The sequence below is a fragment of the Enterobacter vonholyi genome (assembly GCF_040834095.1).
GTDB classification, from domain to species: Bacteria; Pseudomonadota; Gammaproteobacteria; order Enterobacterales; family Enterobacteriaceae; genus Enterobacter; species Enterobacter vonholyi.
Map to the genome: position 1 here is coordinate 1 of NZ_CP162152.1, position 24,714 is coordinate 24,714.

The window sequence follows — 24,714 nt, forward strand, 5'->3', positions numbered from 1 at the left end:
GTGTCACTTTCGCTTTGGCAGCAGTGTCTTGCCCGATTGCAGGATGAGTTACCAGCCACAGAATTCAGTATGTGGATCCGCCCGTTGCAGGCGGAACTGAGCGATAACACGCTGGCTTTGTATGCTCCAAACCGTTTTGTGCTCGATTGGGTAAGGGACAAGTACCTTAATAACATCAATGGACTGCTGAACGATTTCTGTGGGTCAGATGCCCCGCAGCTGCGCTTTGAAGTGGGCACAAAGCCGGTCACCCAAACCGTACGTGAAACCGTGAACGTCGCAGCGCCTGCTCAGGCCGCTCCTGCTCCGGCCCCTCGCGTCGCACCTGCTCGTCAGGGCTGGGATAATGTCCCTGCACCGGCTGAGCCAACCTACCGCTCTAACGTTAACGTGAAACACACGTTCGATAACTTCGTTGAAGGTAAATCGAACCAGCTGGCGCGCGCGGCGGCTCGTCAGGTTGCTGATAATCCCGGTGGAGCCTACAACCCGCTGTTTCTTTATGGCGGCACGGGTCTGGGTAAAACGCACCTGCTGCATGCGGTGGGCAACGGCATTATGGCGCGCAAGCCCAATGCAAAAGTGGTGTATATGCACTCCGAACGCTTCGTTCAGGACATGGTAAAAGCCCTGCAAAACAATGCGATCGAAGAGTTTAAACGCTACTATCGTTCCGTTGACGCGCTGCTGATCGATGACATCCAGTTCTTTGCCAATAAAGAACGATCGCAGGAAGAGTTTTTCCACACCTTCAATGCCCTGCTGGAAGGCAATCAGCAGATCATTTTGACCTCGGATCGTTACCCAAAAGAGATCAACGGCGTTGAAGATCGTCTGAAATCCCGCTTCGGCTGGGGCCTGACCGTGGCGATCGAGCCACCGGAGCTGGAAACCCGCGTCGCGATCCTGATGAAGAAAGCCGATGAAAATGACATTCGCCTGCCGGGTGAAGTGGCGTTCTTCATTGCCAAGCGTCTGCGCTCCAACGTCCGTGAGCTGGAGGGGGCACTGAACCGCGTTATCGCCAATGCCAACTTCACCGGTCGTGCGATCACCATCGATTTTGTGCGTGAAGCGCTGCGCGATTTGCTGGCATTGCAGGAAAAACTGGTCACTATCGACAATATTCAAAAGACGGTGGCTGAGTACTACAAGATCAAAGTGGCAGATTTACTGTCTAAACGTCGTTCCCGCTCGGTGGCGCGTCCGCGTCAGATGGCGATGGCGCTGGCAAAGGAGTTAACCAACCACAGTCTGCCGGAAATCGGGGATGCGTTTGGTGGCCGTGACCATACGACCGTGCTGCACGCTTGTCGCAAGATTGAGCAGTTACGCGAAGAAAGCCACGACATAAAAGAAGATTTTTCCAATCTAATCAGAACATTATCATCGTGACGCTATGAAATTTACCGTTGAACGTGAACATTTATTAAAACCGCTGCAACAGGTGAGTGGCCCATTAGGCGGCCGCCCAACGCTGCCTATTCTCGGAAACCTGCTGCTTCAGGTCGCGGACGGTACGCTGTCGCTGACCGGTACAGATCTGGAAATGGAAATGATCGCGCGCGTTACGCTGACGCAGCCGCACGACGCGGGCGCGACCACGGTTCCGGCACGTAAATTCTTTGATATCTGCCGCGGGCTGCCGGAAGGCGCTGAAATCGCCGTGCAGCTGGAAGGCGACCGTATGCTGGTGCGTTCTGGTCGCAGCCGTTTCTCGCTCTCCACGCTGCCAGCAGCGGACTTCCCGAACCTGGACGACTGGCAGAGCGAAGTTGAATTCACCCTGCCTCAGGCGACGATGAAGCGTCTGATTGAAGCCACGCAGTTTTCCATGGCGCATCAGGACGTTCGTTACTACTTAAACGGCATGCTGTTCGAAACCGAAGGTGAAGAGCTGCGTACCGTGGCAACCGACGGCCACCGTCTGGCGGTCTGTTCTATGCCGATTGGCGACTCACTGCCAAACCATTCGGTGATCGTGCCGCGTAAAGGGGTGATTGAGCTGATGCGTATGCTCGACGGTGGCGACACGCCGCTGCGCGTGCAGATCGGCAGCAACAACATCCGTGCACACGTGGGTGATTTTGTCTTCACGTCTAAGCTGGTTGACGGCCGTTTCCCGGATTATCGCCGCGTATTGCCGAAGAATCCGGACAAAACGCTGGAAGCAGGCTGCGACAGCCTCAAGCAGGCCTTTGCCCGTGCCGCCATCCTCTCTAACGAGAAATTCCGCGGCGTGCGCCTGTACGTGAGTGAAAACCAGATCAAAATCACCGCTAACAACCCGGAGCAGGAAGAGGCAGAAGAGATTCTGGACGTCACCTACGCCGGGGCTGAGATGGAAATCGGCTTTAACGTCAGCTACGTACTGGATGTGCTGAATGCGCTGAAATGCGAAAACGTGCGCATCCTGCTGACCGACTCCGTTTCGAGCGTACAGATTGAAGATGCCGCATCACAGTCGGCTGCCTATGTTGTCATGCCAATGAGACTGTAATGTCGCTCACCCGTCTGTTGATCCGCGACTTTCGCAATATCGAAAGCGCGGATCTCGCTTTATCCCCCGGCTTTAACTTCCTGGTTGGCGCGAACGGCAGCGGCAAAACCAGCGTGCTGGAAGCCATCTATACGCTCGGCCACGGCCGGGCGTTTCGCAGTTTGCAGATTGGTCGCGTCATTCGCCACGAGCAGGAATCCTTTGTTCTGCACGGGCGTTTGCAGGGCGAGGAGCGGGAGACCGCCATCGGCCTGACCAAAGATAAGCAGGGCGACAGCAAGGTGCGCATCGACGGCACTGACGGCCATAAAGTGGCGGAGCTTGCTCTGCTGATGCCGATGCAGCTGATAACGCCCGAGGGGTTTACTTTACTCAACGGCGGCCCCAAATACAGAAGAGCGTTCCTCGACTGGGGATGCTTTCACAACGAAGCCGGATTCTTTAACGCCTGGAGCAACCTGAAGCGTCTGCTCAAGCAGCGTAACGCCGCGCTGCGCCAGGTTACCCGTTACGCCCAGCTGCGTCCGTGGGACATGGAGTTAATCCCTCTTGCGGAACAGATTAGCCGCTGGCGTGCCGAATACAGCGCTGGTATCGCCGAAGACATGGCCGACACCTGCAAACAGTTTTTACCTGAATTCTCTCTCACCTTCTCCTTCCAGCGCGGCTGGGAGAAAGAGACGGACTATGCCGAGGTGTTAGAGAGAAGCTTCGAGCGCGACCGCATGTTGACCTATACCGCGCACGGCCCGCACAAGGCGGATTTCCGCATTCGTGCTGACGGTGCGCCAGTGGAAGACACGCTGTCGCGCGGGCAGCTCAAGCTCCTGATGTGTGCGCTGCGCCTGGCACAGGGAGAGTTTCTGACCCGCGAGAGCGGAAGACGCTGCCTGTACCTGATAGATGATTTTGCCTCGGAACTTGACGACGCGCGGCGCGGGCTGCTTGCCAGCCGCTTAAAAGCCACGCAGTCGCAGGTTTTCGTCAGCGCCATTAGCGCTGAACACGTTATAGACATGTCGGACGAAAATTCGAAGATGTTTACCGTGGAAAAGGGTAAAATAACGGATTAACCCAAGTTGAAATGAGCGAGAAACGTTGATGTCGAATTCTTATGACTCCTCCAGTATCAAAGTCCTGAAAGGGCTGGATGCGGTGCGTAAGCGCCCGGGTATGTATATCGGCGACACGGATGACGGCACCGGTCTGCACCACATGGTATTCGAGGTGGTAGATAACGCTATCGACGAAGCGCTCGCGGGTCACTGTAAAGACATCGTGGTCACCATCCATGCGGATAACTCCGTCTCCGTCACCGATGACGGTCGTGGCATCCCAACCGGTATTCACCCGGAAGAGGGCGTCTCTGCGGCGGAAGTGATCATGACCGTCCTGCACGCAGGCGGTAAGTTCGACGATAACTCCTATAAAGTTTCCGGCGGCCTGCACGGCGTAGGTGTTTCGGTAGTAAACGCCCTGTCGCAGAAGCTGGAGCTGGTTATCCAGCGCGAAGGCAAAATCCACCGTCAGCTTTATACGCACGGCGTGCCGCAGGCACCGCTGGCCGTCACTGGCGACACCGACAAAACCGGTACCATGGTGCGTTTCTGGCCGAGCCTCGAAACCTTCACCAACGTCACCGAGTTTGAGTACGACATCCTGGCGAAACGCCTGCGTGAACTGTCGTTCCTGAACTCCGGCGTCTCGATTCGCCTGCGCGACAAGCGTGACAACAAAGAAGACCACTTCCACTACGAAGGCGGTATCAAGGCGTTCGTTGAGTATCTGAACAAGAACAAAACGCCTATTCACCCAAATATCTTCTACTTCTCCACCGAAAAAGACGGTATCGGCGTGGAAGTGGCGCTGCAGTGGAACGACGGTTTCCAGGAAAACATCTACTGCTTTACCAACAACATTCCACAGCGTGACGGTGGTACTCACCTTGCAGGCTTCCGTGCGGCGATGACCCGTACCCTGAACGCCTACATGGACAAAGAAGGCTACAGCAAGAAAGCGAAAGTCAGCGCCACCGGTGACGATGCCCGTGAAGGCCTGATTGCCGTGGTTTCCGTGAAGGTGCCGGATCCGAAGTTCTCCTCACAGACCAAAGATAAGCTGGTCTCTTCTGAGGTGAAATCGGCGGTTGAGCAGCAGATGAACGAACTGCTGAGCGAATACCTGCTGGAAAACCCGTCCGACGCGAAAATCGTGGTGGGCAAAATTATCGATGCGGCGCGTGCCCGTGAAGCGGCGCGTAAAGCGCGTGAAATGACACGTCGTAAAGGCGCGCTGGACCTGGCAGGCCTGCCGGGCAAACTGGCTGACTGTCAGGAACGCGACCCGGCATTGTCCGAACTGTACCTCGTGGAAGGGGACTCCGCGGGCGGTTCTGCGAAGCAGGGCCGTAACCGTAAGAACCAGGCGATTCTGCCGCTGAAGGGTAAAATCCTCAACGTTGAGAAGGCGCGCTTCGACAAGATGCTCTCTTCTCAGGAAGTGGCGACGCTCATCACCGCGCTGGGCTGCGGCATCGGCCGTGACGAGTACAACCCGGACAAACTGCGCTACCACAGCATCATCATCATGACCGATGCGGACGTCGACGGCTCGCACATTCGTACGCTGCTGTTGACCTTCTTCTATCGTCAGATGCCTGAAATCGTTGAACGTGGCCACGTCTACATTGCCCAGCCGCCGCTGTACAAAGTGAAGAAAGGCAAGCAGGAACAGTACATCAAAGATGACGAAGCGATGGATCAGTACCAAATCGCGATCGCCCTTGATGGCGCGACCCTGCACGCGAACTCGCACGCCCCTGCACTGGCCGGTGAGCCGCTGGAGCGTCTGGTGTCCGAGTTCAACGCCACGCAGAAAATGATCACGCGTATGGAACGTCGTTATCCGAAAACGCTGCTGAAGGAACTGGTTTATCAGCCAACCCTGACCGAGGCCGATCTGAGCGACGAGCAGACCGTCACCCGCTGGGTGAACGCCCTGGTGACCGATCTGAACGAAAAAGAGCAGCACGGCAGCCAGTGGAAATGCGATGTTCAGCAGAATGCCGATCAGCAGTTCGAGCCGATCGTTCGCGTGCGTACCCACGGCGTCGACACCGACTACCCGCTGGAGCACGAATTTGTGACCGGTCCGGAATACCGTCGTATCTGCACGCTCGGCGAGAAGCTGCGCGGCCTGATCGAAGACGATGCGTTCATCGAACGTGGCGAACGTCGTCAGCCGGTAGCCAGCTTCGAGCAGGCGCTGGACTGGCTGGTGAAAGAGTCCCGTCGCGGCCTCGCGATCCAGCGCTATAAAGGTCTGGGCGAAATGAACCCGGAGCAGCTGTGGGAAACCACCATGGATCCGGAAAGCCGCCGCATGCTGCGCGTTACCGTTAAGGACGCGATTGCTGCAGACCAGCTGTTCACCACCCTGATGGGCGATGCGGTTGAACCACGTCGTGCCTTCATCGAAGAGAACGCCCTGAAAGCGGCAAATATCGATATTTAATCGACGTTATACCGCACGATAACTGGCCGCGCGTTTAGCGCGGCTTTTTTATGGGCGCAGGCATATCCAGCGACATCACGGATGGTAAACGGCTCGCCAGCGTATCTATCGCTATTCTTACCCTCAGCGGCAGATGCGGCGTCTGCTGCCACACGGCATGAACGTTGAAATGCACATCCGGTGCCTGCTTCAGGAGCGGGACGAGTTTACCCTGGTGAATATCTTTGACGACCATCCAGCAGGGCAGCCATGCAATGCCGTGTCCGGCCAGCGCAGCGTCGCAGATCGCCTGCAAATCATCCATATTGAGTGATGACCGGGGTGTAAAGGTGTGCGACGTTCCTTCGTTATCCATCAGCTGCCAGGACAACACTCTGCCTGTGCTCAAATAGTTGATGGCCGTATGCTGGGATAAATCATTAACGCTTTGCGGCTGGCCTTTTTTCAGCAGATACTCCGGCGCGGCGCACAGCACCATGCGGTGTTCTCCCAGCTTTCTGGCGACCAGCACGCTGCTGTCCTGAAGCGTGCCGTTACGCACCGCCATATCAAACCCTTCCTCCACCAGATCCACCACGCGGTCGCTGAACGACATTTCAAGCTCAAGCCCGGGGTGTTCCTGCGCCAGTTCAATCAGCAGCGGCGCGACGCACTGGCGGCCAAACAGTACCGGCATGGCAACGCGCAGGCGGCCGCTGACCTGCTGTTTCCCCGTTTCAAGCAGCGACTCTGCGCCCCGAATCTCCTCCAGCGCGCGCAGGCAGCGTTCATAAAAAAGGGCGCCGTTATCGGTCAGCCTCTGGCTGCGGGTGGTGCGCTGAAAGAGCCGTACTCCAAGGCGTTCCTCTAGGCGAGCAATGCTTTTTCCCACCGCCGAGCGCGACAGGTGCAGGCGAACTGCGGCCTGTGCAAAGCTTCCTGCCTCCACGGCAGCGACAAAAACAGGAATATCCTTCAGCGTATCGGTCATGGATTGTATCCATTCAGGCATCAATAAAGAGAAAAATTATCGCCATTGGTGACGAAGAGTCAACGCTAGACTGTCGGTACTGAAGATTATTTGATCGCAGGAGAGAAAAATGACAGAGACAATGCAACGCTGGACGATGAACGCCCTCGGGCGCGAGAGCCTTACGCTTATTCAGGAGCCCATTCCACAGCCCGGTCCGGGTGAAGTGCGCGTAAGGGTGAATGCCGTCGCGCTCAACTATCGCGACAAAATGGTGATTGAAGGCACGATGCCGATTCCTCTTTCCTTCCCGTTTACCCCGGCGTCTGACATGGCGGGCGTCGTCGACAGCATTGGTGAAGGCGTCACGCGTTTCCAGCCAGGCGCCCGCGTCATCTCAACCTTCTTCCCGGAGTGGATCGACGGTAAACCGCAGGCTGACGCGCGCAATTTGCCCTATAAAACGTCCGGCGGATACTTCCAGGGAATGCTGGCCGAGTACGTGATTGTGAAGGAAGACGCGCTGGCGGCCTCCCCGGAGACCCTGGATGACGCCGAGGCCAGCACCTTACCCTGCGCAGGGCTTACCGCCTGGTTTGCGCTGGTGGAACGCGGCCAGCTGCGCGCCGGGCAATCGGTGCTGGTACAGGGAACGGGCGGCGTGGCGATTTTCGCCCTGCAAATTGCAAAAGCGCACGGCGCGGAGGTGTTTGTCACCTCGGGGAGCGATGAAAAACTGGCGCTGGCCAAAACGCTGGGGGCCAGCCAGGGCATCAACCGTCTGAAAGGCGACTGGGCTGAAAATACGCTGGCGCTGACTCAGGATCGCGGCATAGACCATATTATTGAAACCGTGGGCGGGGAGAACCTGAAGCATTCCCTGCGCGCCGTTGCCGTTCATGGACGCATATCGGTCATTGGCGTGCTGGCCGGGTCTGACATTTCGCTCTCTGCTGGCGAACTGTTGCTGAAATCTCCCGTCATTCAGGGGATCGGCGTAGGCCCCCGCAGGGCGCTGGAAGATTTCGTTCGCGCTGTTGACGTCACGGGACTGAAGCCGGTGATTGAGCATCGCTACCGCTTTAACGAGCTTGAACAGGCACTTGAACATCTGGATCGCGGCGCGTTCGGTAAAATCGTTCTCACCCGCGAGTAAGCCTTTGTTCCCCGGAATAAACGTAAAAGGGGTGTTCCTGTTGCGCAATGTAGCTCTATTTTTGTGTGCTTAATCGCGTTAGCATGAGGCAGCACTCATTTATCCCGGGGAACTCATGGCTATCAAACTCATTGCAATCGATATGGACGGCACGCTGCTGTTGCCGGACCACACCATTTCTCCAGCTGTTAAAAACGCGATCGCCGCGGCGCGCGCAAAGGGCGTGAATGTGGTCCTAACCACGGGGCGTCCGTATGCGGGCGTGCACAGCTACCTGAAAGAGCTGCACATGAATCAGCCTGGCGACTACTGCATCACCTATAACGGCGCGCTGGTACAGAAAGCCGCGGATGGCAGTACGGTTGCGCAAACCGCGCTAAGCTACGATGACTACCGGTTCCTGGAAAAACTGTCCCGTGAGGTGGGTTCCCACTTCCACGCTCTCGATCGCAATACGCTTTACACCGCCAACCGTGATATCAGCTACTACACGGTACATGAATCCTACGTTGCGACCATTCCGCTGGTGTTCTGTGAAGCCGAGAAAATGGACCCGGCGACCCAGTTCCTGAAAGTGATGATGATCGACGAGCCGGAGATCCTGGATAAGGCGATTGCACGCATTCCGGCCGAGGTGAAAGAGAAATACACCGTGCTGAAAAGTGCGCCGTACTTCCTCGAAATACTCGATAAACGCGTCAATAAAGGCACCGGCGTTAAATCGCTGGCCGACGCGCTGGGCATCAAGCCGGATGAAATCATGGCGCTGGGCGATCAGGAAAACGACATCGCGATGATTGAATTCGCGGGCATGGGCGTGGCGATGGATAACGCTATTCCGTCGGTGAAAGAAGTGGCTAATTTTGTCACCAAATCCAACCTCGAAGACGGCGTGGCCTACGCGATCGAGAAGTTTGTGCTGCAGTAACGCTTATTTTTAATCATCTGCCTCGGTTATCAACCGGGGCTTTTTTTTGCGCTGAATTTATTGAATTGTTCTTTTTGTGATCTTGATTGTAGTACAATATTAAATGATTGTACTACATTACAGCCATGACAAAGACGAACTCCCTCACGTTTGTACTGCAAAAGTGAGGTGAAATTCAGCGGTCGCGGTAAAGTAGTGATGGACATACAGAGCACAAGGACTCTCCATGACACTCAATAAAACCGATCGCATCGTCATCACGCTGGGCACACAGATTGTGGGTGGCAAATACGTTCCCGGTTCGCCGCTGCCGGCAGAGGCCGAACTGTGTGAGGAGTTTGAAACCTCGCGCAACATCATCCGGGAAGTATTCCGCTCGCTGATGGCGAAGCGGCTGATTGAAATGAAGCGCTATCGCGGCGCGTTTGTTGCCCCGCGTAACCAGTGGAACTATCTCGATACCGACGTGCTGCAGTGGGTGCTGGAAAACGACTACGACCCGCGGCTTATCGGCGCGATGAGCGAAGTCCGAAACCTGGTTGAACCGGCCATCGCCCGCTGGGCGGCGGAACGCGCAACTTCCGGCGATTTGGCCCAGATCGAGTCGGCTTTAAACGACATGATCGCCAATAACCAGAACCGGGAGGCGTTTAACGAGGCAGATATTCGCTACCACGAAGCGGTGCTGCAGTCGGTGCATAACCCGGTATTACAGCAGCTTAGCGTAGCGATCAGCTCGCTACAGCGAGCAGTATTTGAACGTACCTGGATGGGCGATGAGGCCAACATGCCGAAAACGCTCCAGGAACATAAAGCGCTGTTCGATGCGATACGGCATCAGGACGGCGATGCGGCAGAGCAGGCGGCACTTACTATGATTGCCAGCTCGACACGAAGGCTGAAGGAAATCACATGACATCTCGCTACATCGCAATTGACTGGGGATCGACCAATCTGCGCGCCTGGCTGTATCAGGGCGAGCAGTGCCTGGAGAGCAGGCAATCAGATGCAGGCGTGACGCGCCTGAACGGTAAATCCCCCGAGGCGGTGTTAGCAGAGGTCACACAAAACTGGCGCGACAGCGCCACGCCGGTGGTAATGGCGGGAATGGTAGGCAGCAATGTAGGCTGGAAAGTTGCGCCTTATCTGCCGGTTCCCGCCCATTTCTCCGCGATTGGCGAGCAGTTAACGTCCGTTGGCGACAATATCTGGATTATTCCCGGCTTGCGCGTTTCTCGCGACGACAACCATAACGTGATGCGCGGCGAAGAGACGCAGCTGCTTGGCGCGCGCGTGCTTTCTCCTTCTTCTGTCTACGTCATGCCCGGAACGCACTGCAAGTGGGTCCAGGCTGACGCTGAGCAAATCCACGACTTTCGCACCGTGATGACCGGCGAGCTGCACCATTTGCTGCTCAACCATTCGCTGGTCGGGGCCGGTTTACCTGAGCAGGAAGACTCGGCAGAGGCGTTTGCTGCCGGGCTTGAACGTGGGATCGCTTCTCCTGATGTCTTGCCGCACCTTTTTGAGGTTCGCGCCTCGCACGTGCTGGGAAATCTCCCGCGCGAGCAGGTCAGCGAGTTTCTTTCCGGCCTGCTGATTGGCGCTGAGGTTGCCAGCATGCGTGATTTCATCGCGCACGAGCAGGCCATCACCATTGTCGCAGGCGCATCGCTGACGTCGCGCTACGAGCAGGCGTTTCGCACCGTTGGGCGTAACGTTTCAACGCTATCCGGCGACACGGCATTTCAGGCAGGAATAAGGAGCATCGCTCATGCAGTGGCAAACTGATCTTCCCCTTATCGCAATTTTGCGCGGCATCACGCCCGATGAGGCGTTAGCCCACGTCGGCGCGGTTATTGACGCCGGGTTCGACGCGGTGGAAATCCCGCTTAACTCTCCGAAGTGGGAAAAAAGCATTCCGGCCGTGGTGGAGGCCTTCGGCGATAGGGCGCTGATTGGCGCAGGCACAGTGTTACGGCCTGAGCAGGTGGATGAACTGGCGAAAATGGGCTGCAAGCTTATCGTCACGCCCAACATTCAGCCAGAGGTGATCCGCCGCGCGGTAGGGCACGGCATGACCGTCTGCCCGGGCTGCGCCACCGCCACGGAGGCCTTTACTGCTCTCGAAGCAGGCGCACAGTCGCTCAAAATTTTCCCGTCATCGGCTTTTGGTCCGGACTACATCAAAGCGCTGAAAGCGGTATTGCCCGCCAGCGTGCCGGTCTTTGCCGTGGGCGGCGTAACGCCAGAAAACCTGGGCCAGTGGATGAGCGCTGGCTGTGTGGGCGCGGGGCTGGGCAGCGATCTTTATCGTGCCGGACAGTCCGTGGAGCGTACCGCACAGCAGGCGGCAGCATTTGTGAAAGCGTATCGAGAGGCAGTGAAATGAAAATAACCAAACTCACCACGTACCGTTTACCCCCGCGCTGGATGTTCCTGAAAATCGAAACCGATGAAGGGGTTGTGGGCTGGGGCGAACCGGTGATTGAAGGGCGGGCGCGTACCGTAGAAGCGGCGGTGCACGAGCTGGGTGAATACCTGATTGGTCAGGATCCGGCGCGCATTAACGACCTTTGGCAGGTAATGTACCGCGCGGGCTTCTACCGCGGGGGGCCGATCCTGATGAGCGCCATCGCCGGCATCGACCAGGCGCTGTGGGATATCAAAGGCAAAGTGCTGAACGCGCCGGTATGGCAATTGATGGGCGGCCTGGTGCGCGACAAAATCAAAGCCTACAGCTGGGTCGGCGGTGACCGTCCTGCGGATGTGATTGATGGCATCACGCAGCTGCGCAACATCGGCTTCGACACTTTCAAGCTCAACGGCTGCGAAGAGATGGGCATTATCGACAACTCGCGCGCGGTAGACCGGGCGGTGAATACCGTGGCGCAAATCCGTGAAGCCTTCGGCAACGAGATTGAGTTTGGCCTGGATTTCCACGGCCGCGTCAGCGCGCCGATGGCCAAAGTGCTAATTAAAGAACTGGAGCCGTATCGTCCGCTGTTTATCGAAGAGCCGGTGCTGGCCGAGCAGGCCGAGTACTACCCGAAGCTGGCTGAACAGACCCACATTCCTATCGCGGCGGGTGAACGTATGTTCTCGCGCTTCGAGTTTAAACGCGTGCTTGAAGCGGGAGGCATTGCCATCCTGCAGCCGGACCTCTCTCACGCGGGCGGCATCACCGAATGCTATAAAATTGCCGGGATGGCCGAAGCTTACGATGTGGCGCTGGCGCCGCACTGCCCGCTTGGCCCGATCGCGCTGGCTGCCTGTTTGCACGTCGACTTTGTCTCCCGCAATGCGGTGTTCCAGGAACAGAGCATGGGGATTCACTATAACAAGGGCGCGGAACTGCTCGATTTTGTGAAAAATAAAGAAGACTTCTGCATGGAAGGCGGTTTCTTTAAACCGTTAACGAAGCCGGGCCTTGGAGTGGAAATTGACGAAGCCAAAGTCATTGAGCTGAGTAAAAATGCGCCGGACTGGCGCAACCCGCTGTGGCGTCATGAGGACGGCAGCGTAGCGGAATGGTAATCGCCATCCCGTAGACCCGATAAGCCTCCGGGCAAAAATCATACATACAAAAATATAACCCTCTGTAAATTACAGGGCATGGTGAGCGGCTTCGCTATGCCCAAAATCTGGAGACAGATTGCGATGGATATTCCAGTTACCGCTACAAAAACCGGGCGTCGCCGCTACCTGACGCTGATTATGATCTTTATTACCGTGGTCATTTGCTATGTAGACCGCGCCAACCTTGCCGTGGCATCGGCCCATATCCAGGAAGAGTTTGGCATCACCAAAGCTGAAATGGGCTACGTCTTTTCTGCGTTTGCCTGGCTGTATACGCTCTGTCAGATCCCGGGCGGCTGGTTCCTTGACCGCGTGGGCTCACGTTTGACCTACTTTATCGCCATTTTCGGCTGGTCCGTGGCGACCCTGTTCCAGGGCTTCGCGACCGGGCTGATGTCGCTGATTGGCCTGCGCGCGATCACTGGGGTGTTCGAAGCGCCCGCGTTTCCTACCAACAACCGCATGGTGACCAGCTGGTTCCCGGAACACGAGCGCGCTTCCGCCGTTGGCTTTTACACCTCCGGGCAGTTTGTCGGCCTGGCGTTCCTGACGCCGCTGCTGATCTGGATCCAGGAGCTGCTGAGCTGGCACTGGGTATTCATCGTTACGGGTGGGATTGGCATTATCTGGTCGCTGATTTGGTTCAAGGTTTACCAGCCGCCGCGTCTGACCAAAAGCATCACCAAAGCCGAGCTGGACTACATCCGCGACGGCGGTGGCCTGGTGGACGGCGATGCGCCGGTGAAAAAAGAGGCGCGTCAGCCGCTGACCAAAGCGGACTGGAAGCTGGTCTTCCATCGTAAGCTGGTGGGCGTTTATCTGGGCCAGTTCGCGGTGACCTCAACGCTGTGGTTCTTCCTCACCTGGTTTCCGAACTACCTGACCCAAGAGAAGGGGATCGCGGCGCTGAAGGCGGGCTTTATGACCACCGTGCCGTTTCTCGCAGCATTCTTCGGCGTGCTGCTCTCCGGCTGGCTGGCCGATAAGCTGGTGAAAAAAGGCTACTCGCTGGGCGTGGCGCGTAAAACGCCGATCATCTGCGGCTTGCTGATCTCAACCTGCATCATGGGTGCCAACTACACCAACGATCCGGTGTGGATTATGACCCTGATGGCGGTGGCGTTCTTCGGTAACGGTTTCGCCTCTATCACCTGGTCACTGGTCTCATCCCTTGCGCCGATGCGGCTGATTGGTCTGACCGGCGGCGTGTTCAACTTTGTCGGCGGGCTGGGGGGGATCACTGTACCGCTGGTCATCGGCTACCTGGCGCAGGACTACGGCTTCGGCCCGGCTCTGGTCTATATTTCTGCCGTGGCGCTGATCGGGGCACTCTCCTACATCCTGCTGGTGGGTGATGTGAAACGAGTAGGCTAATCCCTGCGGATGTTTTACCCTGATGCACTCACCGTGCATCAGGGTATCCTCATGAAACAAATCACCTTCGCTTCCCGCAACCACCAGCTGACCAACATCAATACCTGGACGCCGGACAGCCAGTGGCTGGTCTATGACGTGCGCCCGTCAGGTGCGTCGTTCACCGGTGAAACCATCGAGCGGGTCAACGTCGGCACGGGTGAGGTGGAGGTGGTTTATCGCGCCACTGACGGCGCGCACGTCGGCGTGGTGACCGTTCATCCGGCACAGGACAAATACGTCTTTATCCACGGTCCGAGAAACCCGGATGCAGACTGGCACTACGATTTTCATCATCGTCAGGGGGTGATTGCGCATCACGGCCAGTTGAGCAACCTGGACGCGATGGATATCACTTCGCCGTACACTCCTGGCGCGCTGCGCGGCGGAAGCCACGTCCATGTCTTCAGCCCGAACGGCCTGCTCGTCAGCTTTACCTATAACGACCACGTGCTCCACGAGCGCGATCCCAAACTTGATTTACGCAACGTCGGCGTGGCGGCGCCTTTCGGTCCGGTAAACCCGCAGGGGAACCATCCCCGTGAATACCCGGGCGCTTACTGGAGCGTGCTGGTCAGCCGCACGACGCCCAATCCGCAGCCGGGCAGCGACGAGATTAACCGCGCTTACGAAGAGGGCTGGGTGGGCAACGACAGGCTGGCGTTTATCGGCGATACCCTGTCTGCAACCGGCGAGAAAGTGCCTGAACTTTTTATTGTTAATCTGCCCGAAGACGAGCAGGGCTGGAAGCGTGCGGGCGATGCGCCGCTACAGGGCACGACGGATACCCTGCCAGCTCCGCCAGCGGGAGTAGAGCAGCGTCGTTTAACCTTTACGCATCAGAGGGCGTATCCGGGTCTGGTAAACGTGCCGCGTCACTGGGTTCGCAGTAATCCGCAGGGGACACAGATTGCGTTTCTGATGCGGGATGATAACGGCATTGTGCAGCTGTGGCTGATCTCGCCGGAGGGCGGCGAGCCGCGCCAGTTGACGCGAAACGGAAGCGATATTCAGTCTGCATTTAACTGGCATCCTTCCGGCGATCGTTTGGGGTTTGTGCTCGAAAATAGGATCGCGTGCTGCGACGCACAGACCGGAGAGGTGACGTTTTTGACGTCCGATCACGGCAATCCGCCATCTGCTGATGCGGTCGTGTTTTCTCCGGACGGGCGCGTTATTGCATGGATGGAAGAGACAGCCGGTTTCCGTCAGCTTTGGGTAACGGAAACCGCGCAGCGCTAGCGTGGAGGCATGTCAGCGGGCGGGATGACGGCGTTTGTCGCCAGATTCTCCTGCTCGCTTTTTTCTACCCGTGAGCGTACGGAGTTGTCCTTACGAAACATATCCCACGGCAGCAGAAGCGTATCCGCCACGGCCGTAAACGGCATATCGAGGATTACCAGGGATTTGGTGCCCCAGTTTGTATCGTCATCGGAGAGCATCGTCGCGCTGGCTCGCGTCCCCGGATATGTTCCTTCTTTACCGCCGGTGTGAGACATCACGCTCGAACACCCGCAAAGTAAAACTACCCCGCTGAACGTCGTCAGCTTTATCAGAACATTTTTCATCATCACTCAGTCATCGTTAATGGCACTGCATAGACCTTCAACTCAGGGTTATAGCGAGCCTTATCCAAAATGGATAGCCCGATAACCCCGCACTGTGGCAGCCATCGCAATTTAACCCTTTGTGCTGTTGTCCCAGTCTAAGCGAGATGCAGGAAAGTGCAAAAAAAAGTGCAGGTGTCGTTCTTGAAAAGGCCGATTGCAGACCCATTTTAATCATGTAGCCCGATAACGAACTCGCCTGATGGGTGTTCGGGGGCGCAAAGGCCTGTCCATGGTGGAAGGCTACAATTTCTCGCTGATTTCAGGAGTTTTATTTATGCGTAACTTCGATCTTTCTCCGCTATACCGTTCTGCAATTGGTTTTGACCGCCTGTTTAATCATTTAGAAAATAACCAAAGCCAGAGCAACGGCTACCCTCCATACAATGTTGAGCTGGTTGACGAAAACCACTACCGCATCGCCATTGCCGTCGCCGGTTTTGCAGAAAACGAACTGGAGATCACCGCGCAGGACAACCTGCTGGTGGTGAAAGGTTCCCATACGGCCGAGCAGAAAGAACGTACCTACCTTTACCAGGGCATCGCCGAGCGCAACTTTGAACGCAAGTTCCAGTTAGCCGAGAACATTCACGTGAAAGGCGCGAACCTGGTCAACGGCCTGCTGTTTATCGAACTGGAACGTGTGATTCCGGAAGAGAAAAAACCGCGTCGTATCGAAATTAACTAATTATGCGGGTCGCGCGAGCGGCCCATCCAGACTTGCTTGCCGTAACGGGAGCATATGCGAATCCATCCGGATTTGCAGGAACAACTGCGCACAAAATTAAACTGTGCCGAACTCGCTTCTCAGAAGGAGATTTAGTATGCGTAACTACGATTTATCCCCCTTGCTTCGTCAGTGGATTGGTTTTGACAAACTGGCTAACGCCCTGCAAAACACCGCTGAACAACAGACGTTTCCGCCTTACAACATCGAAAAAAGCGACGATAACCATTATCGCATTACCCTTGCGCTGGCCGGTTTCCGCCAGGAGGATCTGGATATCCAGCTTGAAGGCACGCGTCTGACCGTGAAAGGTACGCCGGAGAAACAAGAGACCGAGACCAAATGGCTGCATCAGGGGCTGGTTAATCAGCCGTTTAGCCTGAGCTTTACTCTGGCAGACCATATGGACGTCTCCGGCGCAACGTTTACCAACGGGCTGCTGCATATTGACCTGACCCGTAACGTGCCGGAAGCCATCGCGCCACAGCGTATCGCCATTAGCGACCGGCCGGCGTTAAACAGTTAACAATCCCACCGAACCTGTAGGTCGGGTAAGGCGCAGCCGCCACCCGACACCGCTCACAGACCGCACAAGGCCCTGCCCCGGCAGGGCTTTTTTGTGCGCCATCGCCCATACAACCGCCCACGGCTCTGAGAGAATCCTTAGCATAACTAAGGTTATGCCAAGGAAGTGGATCATGAGTGATATCGCGTTAACCGTCAGCGTGTTGGCCCTGGTCGCTGTTGTTGGCCTGTGGATAGGGAATATCAAAATCCGCGGCGTCGGGTTTGGGATAGGCGGGGTGCTGTTTGGCGGCATTTTTGTCGGCCACTTTGCCGACCAGCTCGGGCTGGTGCTGAGCGCCGAGATGCTTCACTTTACTCAGGAGTTCGGCCTGATCCTGTTCGTCTATACCATCGGGATTCAGGTGGGGCCGGGTTTTTTCGCCTCTCTTCGTGTTTCCGGCTTACGGCTCAACCTGTTTGCCCTCGGCATTGTGGTGATGGGCGGGCTGGTCACCGCCATTCTGCATAAAATCTTTGCTATCCCGCTGCCCGTGGTGCTGGGCATTTTCTCCGGAGCGGTCACCAACACGCCCGCGCTCGGTGCCGGGCAGCAAATCCTCCGCGATTTGGGCATCGAACCCGGCATCGTCGACCAGATGGGGATGAGCTACGCCATGGCCTATCCGTTTGGCATTTGCGGCATTCTGCTCTCTATGTGGCTGGTCCGCGTCCTGTTTCGCATTAACGTCGATAAAGAGGCAAAGGACCACGAAACCACCCTCACCAACGGCCATATGCCGATCAAAACCATCAACATTCGGGTTGATAACCCCAACCTGAACAATATGGCGATTCAGGACGTGCCGATCCTGAACAGCGCCAATATCATCTGCTCCCGCCTTAAGCGCGACGATATGCTGATGGTGCCCGCGCCCGGCACCATCATTCAGCAAGGCGATCTGCTGCATCTGGTCGGCCAGCCCGGCGATTTAAACAACGCGCGGCTGGTGATTGGTCAGGAAGTGGATACCTCGCTCTCAACGCGCGGCACCGATATGCGGGTGGAACGCGTTGTGGTGACTAACGAGCACGTCCTTGGTAAAAAAATACGCGATCTGCAGGTAAAAGAGCGCTATGACGTGGTGATCTCCCGCCTCAACCGTGCGGGTGTCGAGCTGGTCGCCAGCCCCGAGGCCAGCCTGCAGTTCGGGGATATCCTCAACCTGGTGGGTCGCCCCTCGTCCATCGACGCCGTGGCGGATATGGTGGGTAACGCCCAGCAGAAGCTGCAGCAGGTGCAGATGCTGCCGGTGTTCATCGGTATTGGGCTTGGCGTGCTGCTCGGCTCCATCCCGCTGTACGTGCCGGGCTTCCCGGTGGCGCTCAGGCTGGGCCTGGCGGGCGGGCCGCTGATTATGGCGCTGATCCTCGGGCGTATCGGCTGCATCGGTAAGCTCTACTGGTTTATGCCGCCGAGCGCCAACCTGGCGCTGCGCGAGCTGGGCATCGTGCTGTTCCTGGCGGTGGTCGGGCTGAAGTCCGGCGGGGATTTCGTCGACACCCTGATCAAGGGCGAAGGGATGAGCTGGGTCGGTTACGGCATATTTATCACGGCTATTCCTTTGCTGACGGTGGGCATACTGGCGCGGATGTTCGCCAAAATGAACTACCTGACGCTGTGCGGCATGCTGGCGGGTTCCATGACCGATCCGCCCGCGCTGGCCTTTGCCAATAACCTGCACACCACCAGCGGCGCGGCCGCGCTCTCCTATGCCACCGTCTACCCGCTGGTGATGTTCCTGCGCATCATCACCCCGCAGCTACTGGCGGTGCTGTTCTGGGGGATGAGCTAGTAAATCTTCCGGGTGGATGCGCCGCAGATGGTAGTCCACCTGGTAATCACTGGTATTTCGGAACATCACGGAATAGTTGAGGAACTCGCCGCTGTCGCTGTAGGAGAGAGATGTAATTCGCAGCAGCGGCGTCTGTTCCGGCAGGTTCATATAACCGGCCAGCGTTTTATCTGCCAGCACCGGCGTCAGGCTCTCGTAGTTGCCGCTGATGGTGACCCCGCACTCCTTCTCGATGTAATCAAACTTTGACCCTTCAAGATGCGCCAGCGACAGGTTGCGAAACAGCTTCACCGGCATAAAACTGTCCTCCAGCATCAGCGGCTTCCCGTCCACGTAGCGCACCCGCCGGGAAAAGTAGATCCGCTCATCCACCTGGATCCGCAGCTGGCTGGCGATGGCGGGCGGGGCGGGCATCACTTCGAACTGTAAGACCTTACTCTGCACCTCTTTTCCCTGCTGACGCAACACCTCCACCAGCCCGGTCAGGTTGGTGGTTTCGTGGTGAACGTCTTTGCGTGACACAAACGTTCCGCTGCCGTGTCGGCGCTCAACCAGCCCCCAGCTCACCAGCAGATCCAGCGCCTTGCGGATGGTCATTCGCGCCACGCCGAACTCCTGCGCCAGCGCTTTCTCGCCCGGCAGCGGGCTGCCGATGTTGTAGTCCGACGAATTCAGCCGCAGCCGCAATCTGTCAGCAATCGATTTGTAGATCACCAGTAGACCTCTCTGCCCTTATCAGGGCGTAGATGGCGTCCTGACATGTCCATATTTACCGTAAAAAGTAGACCTGATTGGTCAAAATAAAACCATGAATGCGATCACGAATCGCAGCGGCACGCCATGTTCGCGCATCAGTAAGTTCTTATGCTCACCTCAGGCCAGCAAAAAACCATAAAGGCCTCTACCCCTACAGGTTGTTTCATGAGGATTTAAAAATGCTCAGTCAAATACAACGTTTTGGCGGTGCCATGTTTACCCCGGTGTTGCTGTTTCCGTTCGCCGGGATCGTGGTGGGAATCGCCATCATGCTTCGCAACCCGCTGTTTGTCGGCGAAGCCTTAACGGCCCCCGATCATCTTTTCGCGCAGATTGTTCACATCATTGAAGAGGGCGGCTGGGCGGTGTTTCGCAATATGCCGCTGATTTTTGCCGTCGGCCTGCCGATTGGCCTGGCGAAGCAGGCCCAGGGCCGCGCCTGTCTGGCTGTGCTGATTAGCTTCCTGACCTGGAACTACTTCATCAACGCGATGGGGATGACCTGGGGCCACTTCTTCGGCGTCGACTTCTCCGCCGAACCGACGGCGGGTAGCGGGCTGGCGATGATTGCCGGGATCAAAACGCTCGATACCAGCATCATCGGTGCCATCGTGATTTCAGGCATCGTCACCGCCATCCACAACCGCTATTTTGACAAGCCGCTGCCGGTGTTTCTGGGGATTTTCCAGGGCAGCTCGTTTGTCGTTATCCTCGCGTTCTTCGTCATGATCCCCTGCGCCTGGCTGACGCTGCTGGGCTGGCCGAAAGTGCAGATGGGCATTGAGTCTCTGCAGGCGTTCCTGCGCTCTGCCGGGGCGCTGGGCGTGTGGGTGTATACCTTCCTGGAACGCATTCTGATCCCAACCGGATTGCACCACTTCGTCTACGGTCCGTTCATCTTCGGCCCGGCGGCGGTGGAGGGGGGGATTCAGGTCTACTGGGCACAGCACCTGCAGGAATTCAGCCAGAGCACCCTGCCGCTGAAAACCCTCTTCCCGGAAGGCGGCTTCGCCCTGCACGGTAACTCAAAAGTGTTCGGTTCGATCGGGATTGCGCTGGCGATCTGGTACACCGCGTCGCCGGAAAACCGCGTCAAGGTCGCGGGGCTGCTGGTCCCGGCCACGCTTACCGCGGTGCTGGTGGGCATTACTGAACCGCTCGAATTCACCTTCCTGTTTATCTCGCCGCTGCTGTTTGCCGTTCACGCCGTGCTGGCGGCGACCATGGCAACGGTGATGTACACCTTCGGCGTGGTCGGCAACATGGGCGGCGGCCTGCTGGACCAGTTCCTGCCGCAAAACTGGATCCCGATGTTCCACAACCACGCCTCGACGGTGTTCACCCAGATCGGCATTGGCGTGTGCTTCACCGGAATTTACTTCGTGGTCTTCAAAACGCTGATTGCGCGTCTGAACCTGAAAACGCCGGGCCGGGAAGAGAGCGAAATCAAACTCTACAGCAAGGCCGACTATAAGGCGGCGCGCGGGCAAACCACCGCCCCGGCGGCGGCCAGCCAGCAGGTCGGACAGGCCGCCGGGTTCCTGCAGGCGCTTGGCGGCGCGGCCAACATCGAAAGCATCAACAACTGCGCCACCCGCCTGCGCATCGCCTTGGTCGATATGGCGAAAACGCAAAGCGATGACGTCTTCAAAGCCCTCGGCGCCCACGGCGTGGTGCGACGCGGCAACGGTATTCAGGTGATTGTCGGCCTGCACGTTCCTCAGGTGCGCGACCAGCTGGAATCGCTGATGAAAACCCCCTTAACGAATGAACAAACCACCCTGACAGAGGCTATATCATGAAAAAATTCTCAGTTGTCATTGCAGGCGGCGGCAGCACCTTTACGCCTGGTATCGTCCTGATGCTGTTAGCCAACCGTGACCGTTTCCCGCTGCGCGCCCTGAAGTTTTATGACAACGACGGCGCGCGTCAGGAGACCATCGCCGAAGCGTGCAAAATCATCCTTAAGGAGCAGGCTCCGGAGATTGAATTCAGCTACACCACCGATCCGAAAGCGGCGTTTACCGATGTCGATTTCGTAATGGCGCATATCCGCGTGGGCAAATACCCAATGCGTGAAAAAGATGAAAAAATCCCGCTGCGCCACGGCGTGCTGGGCCAGGAAACCTGCGGCCCGGGCGGCATCTCCTACGGCATGCGCTCTATCGGCGGCGTGCTGGAGCTGGTGGATTACATGGAGCAGTACTCCCCAAACGCGTGGATGCTGAACTACTCCAACCCGGCGGCGATTGTCGCGGAAGCCACGCGCCGTCTGCGTCCGAACGCCAAAATCCTCAACATCTGCGATATGCCGATCGGCATTGAAGGGCGCATGGCGCAGATAGTCGGCCTGAAGGACCGCAAAGAGATGCGCGTGCGCTACTACGGCCTGAATCACTTCGGCTGGTGGACGTCGATTGAAGACCTGAACGGCAACGATCTGATGCCGAAGCTGCGCGAATACGTGGCGAAAAACGGCTATGTTCCGCCTTCGGAAGATGCGCACACCGAAGCGAGCTGGAACGATACGTTCGCTAAAGCAAAAGACGTGCAGGCGCTGGATCCGGACACCATGCCGAACACCTACCTGAAGTATTACCTGTTCCCGGACTACGTGGTCGCGCATTCCAACCCGGAACGCACCCGCGCCAATGAGGTCATGGATCACCGTGAAAAGCATGTGTTCAGTTCCTGCCGGGCGATTATCGAGGCGGGCAAATCTTCCGCCGGTGAGCTGGAAATTGATGAACATGCGTCGTATATCGTCGATCTGGCGACGGCAATTGCCTTTAACACCCAGGAGCGGATGCTGCTGATTGTGCCTAACAACGGGGCCATCCATAACTTCGATGCCGACGCGATGGTTGAGATACCGTGCCTGGTGGGCCATAACGGTCCTGAGCCGCTTACGGTGGGCGATATTCCACACTTCCAGAAAGGGCTGATGAGCCAGCAGGTGGCGGTGGAAAAACTGGTGGTGGATGCCTGGGAGCAGCGCTCGTATCAGAAACTCTGGCAGGCGATTACCCTGTCGAAAACCGTGCCGAGCGCGTCCGTCGCGAAAGCGATTCTGGATGACCTGATCGAGGCCAACAAGGATTACTGGCCAGAGCTGCACTGATCGTCCTGACCGACATCGCCCTATGTCGGTCTCCTTGTCCTTGTCGATTTACGCTATGCTGAAGCCTGCCCGTAGCTCGACAAGGAACCTTCATGAAAATTTCCCGCCTCGGCGAAGCGCCGGACTACCGCTTCTCGCTGGCTAATGAACGCACGTTTTTAGCGTGGATCCGCACCGCGCTGGGATTCCTTGCCGCAGGGGTGGGTCTCGACCAGCTCGCGCCTGATTTTGCCACGCCGATGATTCGAGAGGTGCTGGCGCTGCTGCTGTGCCTGTTCGCGGGCGTGCTGGCGGTTTACGGCTACCTGCGCTGGCTGCGCAATGAGAAGGCGATGCGTCTGAAGCAGGATCTGCCCTATACGCACGGGTTACTCATCATCAGCGCGGTTTTGCTGGCGGTGGCGGGCGTGGTGATGGTGCTGGTGTTCTATGGCGGATAGCCGCAAAGCGCGACGGGAAGCGGACCCCGGCCTGCAGCCGGAGCGGACGTCGCTCGCCTGGCTGCGTACGCTGCTGGGGTATGGCGCGCTGATTGCCCTGGCGATTAAGCACAACTGGCACCGCACCGGGGTGCCGTTCTGGATCTCGCTTGTTGTGCTGGCGCTGGTGGCGATCGTTTTATGGCGCTATACCCGCAGCCGTAACCTGATGGACGTGGCGCAGAACGACTTTGTGCAGCCGAAGGCGGTGCGGGATAAGTTCCTGATTGCGCTGGCCGTGCTGTCTCTGTCTTTACTCTTCGCAGTGACTCACATTCAGCAAATTGTGAGCTTTTAAAGCCCGGTGGCGGCTACGCCTTACCGGGCCTACGATTAACGGCCTTTTGCTAAATACTTCGCCATCTCGTCTTCCGGCACCATCCCGCCGCCGGTCGCCCACACAACGTGGGTAACGTTCGCACCGGCACTGACGCGCACCGGCCCGGCCATCCCCGCCAGCGCCGACGGTTCCAGACGAATGCCTTCCTCCTGCGCCAGCCAGCCGAGCATGTCGTACATGCTCTGATCGGAAAGCGTATAGAACCCGTCGAGCAGGCGCTCCATCGTGCGACCCACGAAGCCGGAGGCACGTCCTACCGCCAGCCCGTCCGCCGCCGTCACGTTATCAATGCCCAGGTCCTGTACGGCAATCTCGTCGTGCAGGCCGGTGTAAACCCCCAGCAGCATGCACGGGGAGTGCGTGGGCTCCGCGAAGAAGCAGTGAACGTTGTCGCCAAAGGCCAGCTTCAGGCCAAACGCCACGCCGCCGGGGCCGCCGCCGACGCCGCACGGCAGGTAGACATACAGCGGATGCTCCGCATCCACCACGCGGCCCTGTGCGGCAAACTGCGCCTTCAGCCGCTCGCCTGCTACCGCGTAACCCAGGAACAGGGTGCGGGAGTTTTCATCGTCAATGAAGAAACAGTTCGGATCGCTTTCCGCCGCTTTGCGTCCCTGCTCCACCGCCACGCCATAATCTTGTTCGTATTCCACGACGATCACGCCATGGCTGCGCAGTTTGGCTTTCTTCCACTCGCGGGCGTCGGCGGACATATGCACCGTCACCTTAAAGCCGATGCGGGCGCTCATAATGCCGATGGACATACCCAGGTTGCCGGTTGAGCCCACGGCGATGCTGTACTGGCTGAAGAAGTCCTTAAAGCGCGGCTCCAGCAGAACGCTGTAGTCGTCTTCAACGCTCAGCAACCCGGCTTCCAGCGCCAGTTTTTCCGCGTGGGTCAGCACCTCATAGATACCGCCGCGCGCTTTAATCGAGCCGGAGATCGGCAAATGGCTGTCTTTTTTCAGCAGCAGGGTGCCGGGAATGGCCTTGCCGGACTCTTTCTCCAGCCGCGCCTGCATTGCCGGAATCGCGACCAGCTCGGATTCAATAATCCCGCCCGTTGCCGCCGTCTCAGGGAAGGCTTTCGCCAGATAAGGCGCGAAGCGTTTCAGGCGAGCGTGGGCGTTGTCCACATCGGCTTTGGTCAGCCCAACATGGGGCAGCCCTTCAGCCAGCGTCGTGGTGCGGGGGTTAATCCAGGTGGTTTCTTTCAGGGCAATCAGATCCTCAACCAGAGGAAACTGTGCGGTTAAAGTAGTGATAGTTGCGTTTTCCATAATACG

Annotated in this window: 23 protein-coding genes and 1 other annotated feature; of the genes, 19 read left to right on the plus strand and 4 right to left on the minus strand. The window is 57.6% G+C overall.

Going from position 1 to position 24,714, the window contains the following annotated elements; genetic code table 11:
- The 4 genes from dnaA to gyrB are packed head-to-tail and all read left to right on the plus strand — an operon-like array spanning position 1 to position 6,013.
- Positions 1 to 1,395: a chromosomal replication initiator protein DnaA gene (gene dnaA, locus AB3N39_RS00005; protein WP_010426558.1), complete on the plus strand. Its 1,395-nt coding sequence runs from the start codon at positions 1 to 3 to the stop codon at positions 1,393 to 1,395.
- Positions 1,396 to 1,399: 4 nt separating this feature from the next.
- A complete protein-coding gene (gene dnaN, locus AB3N39_RS00010) occupies positions 1,400 to 2,500 on the plus strand; it encodes a DNA polymerase III subunit beta (protein ID WP_008500170.1) in 1,101 nt (366 codons plus the stop codon).
- Positions 2,500 to 3,573 (plus strand): DNA replication/repair protein RecF, encoded by a 1,074-nt coding sequence (gene recF / locus AB3N39_RS00015; protein ID WP_048030318.1) that lies wholly within the window; start codon positions 2,500 to 2,502, stop codon positions 3,571 to 3,573. Before dnaN ends, recF begins: the two co-directional genes overlap by 1 nt.
- 28 nt (positions 3,574 to 3,601) lie before the next feature.
- Positions 3,602 to 6,013: a DNA topoisomerase (ATP-hydrolyzing) subunit B gene (gyrB, locus tag AB3N39_RS00020; RefSeq protein ID WP_111964243.1), complete on the plus strand. Its 2,412-nt coding sequence runs from the start codon at positions 3,602 to 3,604 to the stop codon at positions 6,011 to 6,013.
- A 34-nt stretch (positions 6,014 to 6,047) separates the two neighbouring features.
- Here gyrB and AB3N39_RS00025 read toward each other — a convergent pair whose 3' ends face one another.
- Positions 6,048 to 6,983 (minus strand): LysR family transcriptional regulator, encoded by a 936-nt coding sequence (locus AB3N39_RS00025; protein ID WP_133293457.1) that lies wholly within the window; start codon positions 6,981 to 6,983, stop codon positions 6,048 to 6,050.
- 109 nt (positions 6,984 to 7,092) lie between these two features.
- Between AB3N39_RS00025 and AB3N39_RS00030 the strand changes: the two genes are divergently transcribed.
- The 8 genes from AB3N39_RS00030 (at position 7,093) to AB3N39_RS00065 (ending at position 15,280) form a co-directional block, all read left to right on the plus strand.
- A complete protein-coding gene (locus tag AB3N39_RS00030) occupies positions 7,093 to 8,118 on the plus strand; it encodes an NAD(P)-dependent alcohol dehydrogenase (RefSeq protein WP_252093516.1) in 1,026 nt (341 codons plus the stop codon).
- Positions 8,119 to 8,233: 115 nt separating this feature from the next.
- Positions 8,234 to 9,046: a sugar-phosphatase gene (gene yidA, locus AB3N39_RS00035; protein WP_133293459.1), complete on the plus strand. Its 813-nt coding sequence runs from the start codon at positions 8,234 to 8,236 to the stop codon at positions 9,044 to 9,046.
- A gap of 226 nt (positions 9,047 to 9,272) precedes the next feature.
- On the plus strand, positions 9,273 to 9,962 hold the full coding sequence (gene dgoR, locus AB3N39_RS00040) for a D-galactonate utilization transcriptional regulator DgoR (protein ID WP_003861109.1): 690 nt from the start codon (positions 9,273 to 9,275) through the stop codon (positions 9,960 to 9,962).
- Complete coding sequence (locus AB3N39_RS00045; RefSeq protein WP_133293460.1) at positions 9,959 to 10,837, plus strand: 2-dehydro-3-deoxygalactonokinase; 879 nt, start codon at positions 9,959 to 9,961, stop codon at positions 10,835 to 10,837. Before dgoR ends, AB3N39_RS00045 begins: the two co-directional genes overlap by 4 nt.
- Entirely contained in the window at positions 10,821 to 11,438 is a 618-nt protein-coding gene (locus AB3N39_RS00050) for a 2-dehydro-3-deoxy-6-phosphogalactonate aldolase (protein ID WP_143344450.1), read from the plus strand. Before AB3N39_RS00045 ends, AB3N39_RS00050 begins: the two co-directional genes overlap by 17 nt.
- Positions 11,435 to 12,583: a galactonate dehydratase gene (gene dgoD, locus AB3N39_RS00055; RefSeq protein WP_136195852.1), complete on the plus strand. Its 1,149-nt coding sequence runs from the start codon at positions 11,435 to 11,437 to the stop codon at positions 12,581 to 12,583. Before AB3N39_RS00050 ends, dgoD begins: the two co-directional genes overlap by 4 nt.
- Before the next feature lie 78 nt (positions 12,584 to 12,661).
- A complete protein-coding gene (locus AB3N39_RS00060) occupies positions 12,662 to 13,999 on the plus strand; it encodes an MFS transporter (RefSeq protein WP_048702291.1) in 1,338 nt (445 codons plus the stop codon).
- Positions 14,000 to 14,050: 51 nt separating this feature from the next.
- On the plus strand, positions 14,051 to 15,280 hold the full coding sequence (locus AB3N39_RS00065) for a DUF3748 domain-containing protein (protein WP_367896985.1): 1,230 nt from the start codon (positions 14,051 to 14,053) through the stop codon (positions 15,278 to 15,280).
- Here AB3N39_RS00065 and AB3N39_RS00070 read toward each other — a convergent pair.
- Positions 15,277 to 15,609 (minus strand): YceK/YidQ family lipoprotein, encoded by a 333-nt coding sequence (locus AB3N39_RS00070; protein WP_096150942.1) that lies wholly within the window; start codon positions 15,607 to 15,609, stop codon positions 15,277 to 15,279. The two genes, AB3N39_RS00065 and AB3N39_RS00070, sit on opposite strands and share 4 nt — an antisense overlap.
- 248 nt (positions 15,610 to 15,857) lie before the next feature.
- Positions 15,858 to 15,929 (plus strand) — a sequence feature (ROSE (Repression Of Heat Shock gene Expression) occurs in the 5'-region of heat shock genes and acts as an RNA thermometer to modulate expression.).
- On the opposite strand from AB3N39_RS00070, the gene ibpA reads away from it, so the two are divergent.
- From ibpA to AB3N39_RS00085, 3 genes are all read left to right on the plus strand, one after another.
- On the plus strand, positions 15,923 to 16,333 hold the full coding sequence (ibpA, locus tag AB3N39_RS00075) for a small heat shock chaperone IbpA (RefSeq protein WP_008500162.1): 411 nt from the start codon (positions 15,923 to 15,925) through the stop codon (positions 16,331 to 16,333). It overlaps the preceding feature by 7 nt.
- A 136-nt stretch (positions 16,334 to 16,469) precedes the next feature.
- On the plus strand, positions 16,470 to 16,898 hold the full coding sequence (ibpB, locus tag AB3N39_RS00080) for a small heat shock chaperone IbpB (RefSeq protein ID WP_008500161.1): 429 nt from the start codon (positions 16,470 to 16,472) through the stop codon (positions 16,896 to 16,898).
- 172 nt (positions 16,899 to 17,070) lie between these two features.
- On the plus strand, positions 17,071 to 18,732 hold the full coding sequence (locus AB3N39_RS00085; protein ID WP_143344453.1) for a putative transporter: 1,662 nt from the start codon (positions 17,071 to 17,073) through the stop codon (positions 18,730 to 18,732).
- Here AB3N39_RS00085 and AB3N39_RS00090 read toward each other — a convergent pair.
- Entirely contained in the window at positions 18,700 to 19,446 is a 747-nt protein-coding gene (locus tag AB3N39_RS00090; RefSeq protein WP_133293465.1) for a GntR family transcriptional regulator, read from the minus strand. The two genes, AB3N39_RS00085 and AB3N39_RS00090, sit on opposite strands and share 33 nt — an antisense overlap.
- A gap of 221 nt (positions 19,447 to 19,667) precedes the next feature.
- On the opposite strand from AB3N39_RS00090, the gene AB3N39_RS00095 reads away from it, so the two are divergent.
- The 4 genes from AB3N39_RS00095 (at position 19,668) to AB3N39_RS00110 (ending at position 23,386) form a co-directional block, all read left to right on the plus strand.
- Positions 19,668 to 21,290, plus strand: a complete 1,623-nt coding sequence (locus tag AB3N39_RS00095) for an alpha-glucoside-specific PTS transporter subunit IIBC (protein ID WP_133293466.1) — start codon at positions 19,668 to 19,670, stop codon at positions 21,288 to 21,290.
- Positions 21,287 to 22,609 carry a 6-phospho-alpha-glucosidase gene (locus tag AB3N39_RS00100; RefSeq protein WP_111964251.1) on the plus strand — a complete coding sequence of 441 codons (1,323 nt, stop codon included), beginning with the start codon at positions 21,287 to 21,289 and terminating at the stop codon, positions 22,607 to 22,609. The genes AB3N39_RS00095 and AB3N39_RS00100 overlap by 4 nt, the downstream gene beginning before the upstream one ends.
- 92 nt (positions 22,610 to 22,701) lie before the next feature.
- Positions 22,702 to 23,049, plus strand: a complete 348-nt coding sequence (locus tag AB3N39_RS00105) for a YidH family protein (RefSeq protein WP_133293467.1) — start codon at positions 22,702 to 22,704, stop codon at positions 23,047 to 23,049.
- Complete coding sequence (locus AB3N39_RS00110) at positions 23,039 to 23,386, plus strand: DUF202 domain-containing protein (RefSeq protein WP_115876759.1); 348 nt, start codon at positions 23,039 to 23,041, stop codon at positions 23,384 to 23,386. Before AB3N39_RS00105 ends, AB3N39_RS00110 begins: the two co-directional genes overlap by 11 nt.
- 35 nt (positions 23,387 to 23,421) lie before the next feature.
- On the opposite strand, the gene dsdA is transcribed toward AB3N39_RS00110, so the two are convergent.
- Positions 23,422 to 24,708, minus strand: a complete 1,287-nt coding sequence (dsdA, locus tag AB3N39_RS00115) for a D-serine ammonia-lyase (protein WP_133293468.1) — start codon at positions 24,706 to 24,708, stop codon at positions 23,422 to 23,424.
- Between the last annotated feature and the right edge of the window lie 6 nt (positions 24,709 to 24,714).

Coding starts and splice junctions, on each gene's coding strand:
- AB3N39_RS00045 (WP_133293460.1), top strand. CDS start 9,959: ATGACATCTCGCTACATCGCAATTGACTGGGGATCGACCAATCTGCGC.
- dgoD (WP_136195852.1), top strand. CDS start 11,435: ATGAAAATAACCAAACTCACCACGTACCGTTTACCCCCGCGCTGGATG.
- AB3N39_RS00060 (WP_048702291.1), top strand. CDS start 12,662: ATGGTGAGCGGCTTCGCTATGCCCAAAATCTGGAGACAGATTGCGATG.
- AB3N39_RS00050 (WP_143344450.1), top strand. CDS start 10,821: ATGCAGTGGCAAACTGATCTTCCCCTTATCGCAATTTTGCGCGGCATC.
- AB3N39_RS00030 (WP_252093516.1), top strand. CDS start 7,093: ATGACAGAGACAATGCAACGCTGGACGATGAACGCCCTCGGGCGCGAG.
- dnaN (WP_008500170.1), top strand. CDS start 1,400: ATGAAATTTACCGTTGAACGTGAACATTTATTAAAACCGCTGCAACAG.
- AB3N39_RS00065 (WP_367896985.1), top strand. CDS start 14,051: ATGAAACAAATCACCTTCGCTTCCCGCAACCACCAGCTGACCAACATC.
- ibpB (WP_008500161.1), top strand. CDS start 16,470: ATGCGTAACTACGATTTATCCCCCTTGCTTCGTCAGTGGATTGGTTTT.
- AB3N39_RS00105 (WP_133293467.1), top strand. CDS start 22,702: ATGAAAATTTCCCGCCTCGGCGAAGCGCCGGACTACCGCTTCTCGCTG.
- gyrB (WP_111964243.1), top strand. CDS start 3,602: ATGTCGAATTCTTATGACTCCTCCAGTATCAAAGTCCTGAAAGGGCTG.
- recF (WP_048030318.1), top strand. CDS start 2,500: ATGTCGCTCACCCGTCTGTTGATCCGCGACTTTCGCAATATCGAAAGC.
- yidA (WP_133293459.1), top strand. CDS start 8,234: ATGGCTATCAAACTCATTGCAATCGATATGGACGGCACGCTGCTGTTG.
- AB3N39_RS00025 (WP_133293457.1), bottom strand. CDS start 6,983: ATGACCGATACGCTGAAGGATATTCCTGTTTTTGTCGCTGCCGTGGAG.
- AB3N39_RS00100 (WP_111964251.1), top strand. CDS start 21,287: ATGAAAAAATTCTCAGTTGTCATTGCAGGCGGCGGCAGCACCTTTACG.
- AB3N39_RS00110 (WP_115876759.1), top strand. CDS start 23,039: ATGGCGGATAGCCGCAAAGCGCGACGGGAAGCGGACCCCGGCCTGCAG.
- AB3N39_RS00085 (WP_143344453.1), top strand. CDS start 17,071: ATGAGTGATATCGCGTTAACCGTCAGCGTGTTGGCCCTGGTCGCTGTT.
- ibpA (WP_008500162.1), top strand. CDS start 15,923: ATGCGTAACTTCGATCTTTCTCCGCTATACCGTTCTGCAATTGGTTTT.
- dsdA (WP_133293468.1), bottom strand. CDS start 24,708: ATGGAAAACGCAACTATCACTACTTTAACCGCACAGTTTCCTCTGGTT.
- AB3N39_RS00095 (WP_133293466.1), top strand. CDS start 19,668: ATGCTCAGTCAAATACAACGTTTTGGCGGTGCCATGTTTACCCCGGTG.
- AB3N39_RS00070 (WP_096150942.1), bottom strand. CDS start 15,609: ATGATGAAAAATGTTCTGATAAAGCTGACGACGTTCAGCGGGGTAGTT.
- dgoR (WP_003861109.1), top strand. CDS start 9,273: ATGACACTCAATAAAACCGATCGCATCGTCATCACGCTGGGCACACAG.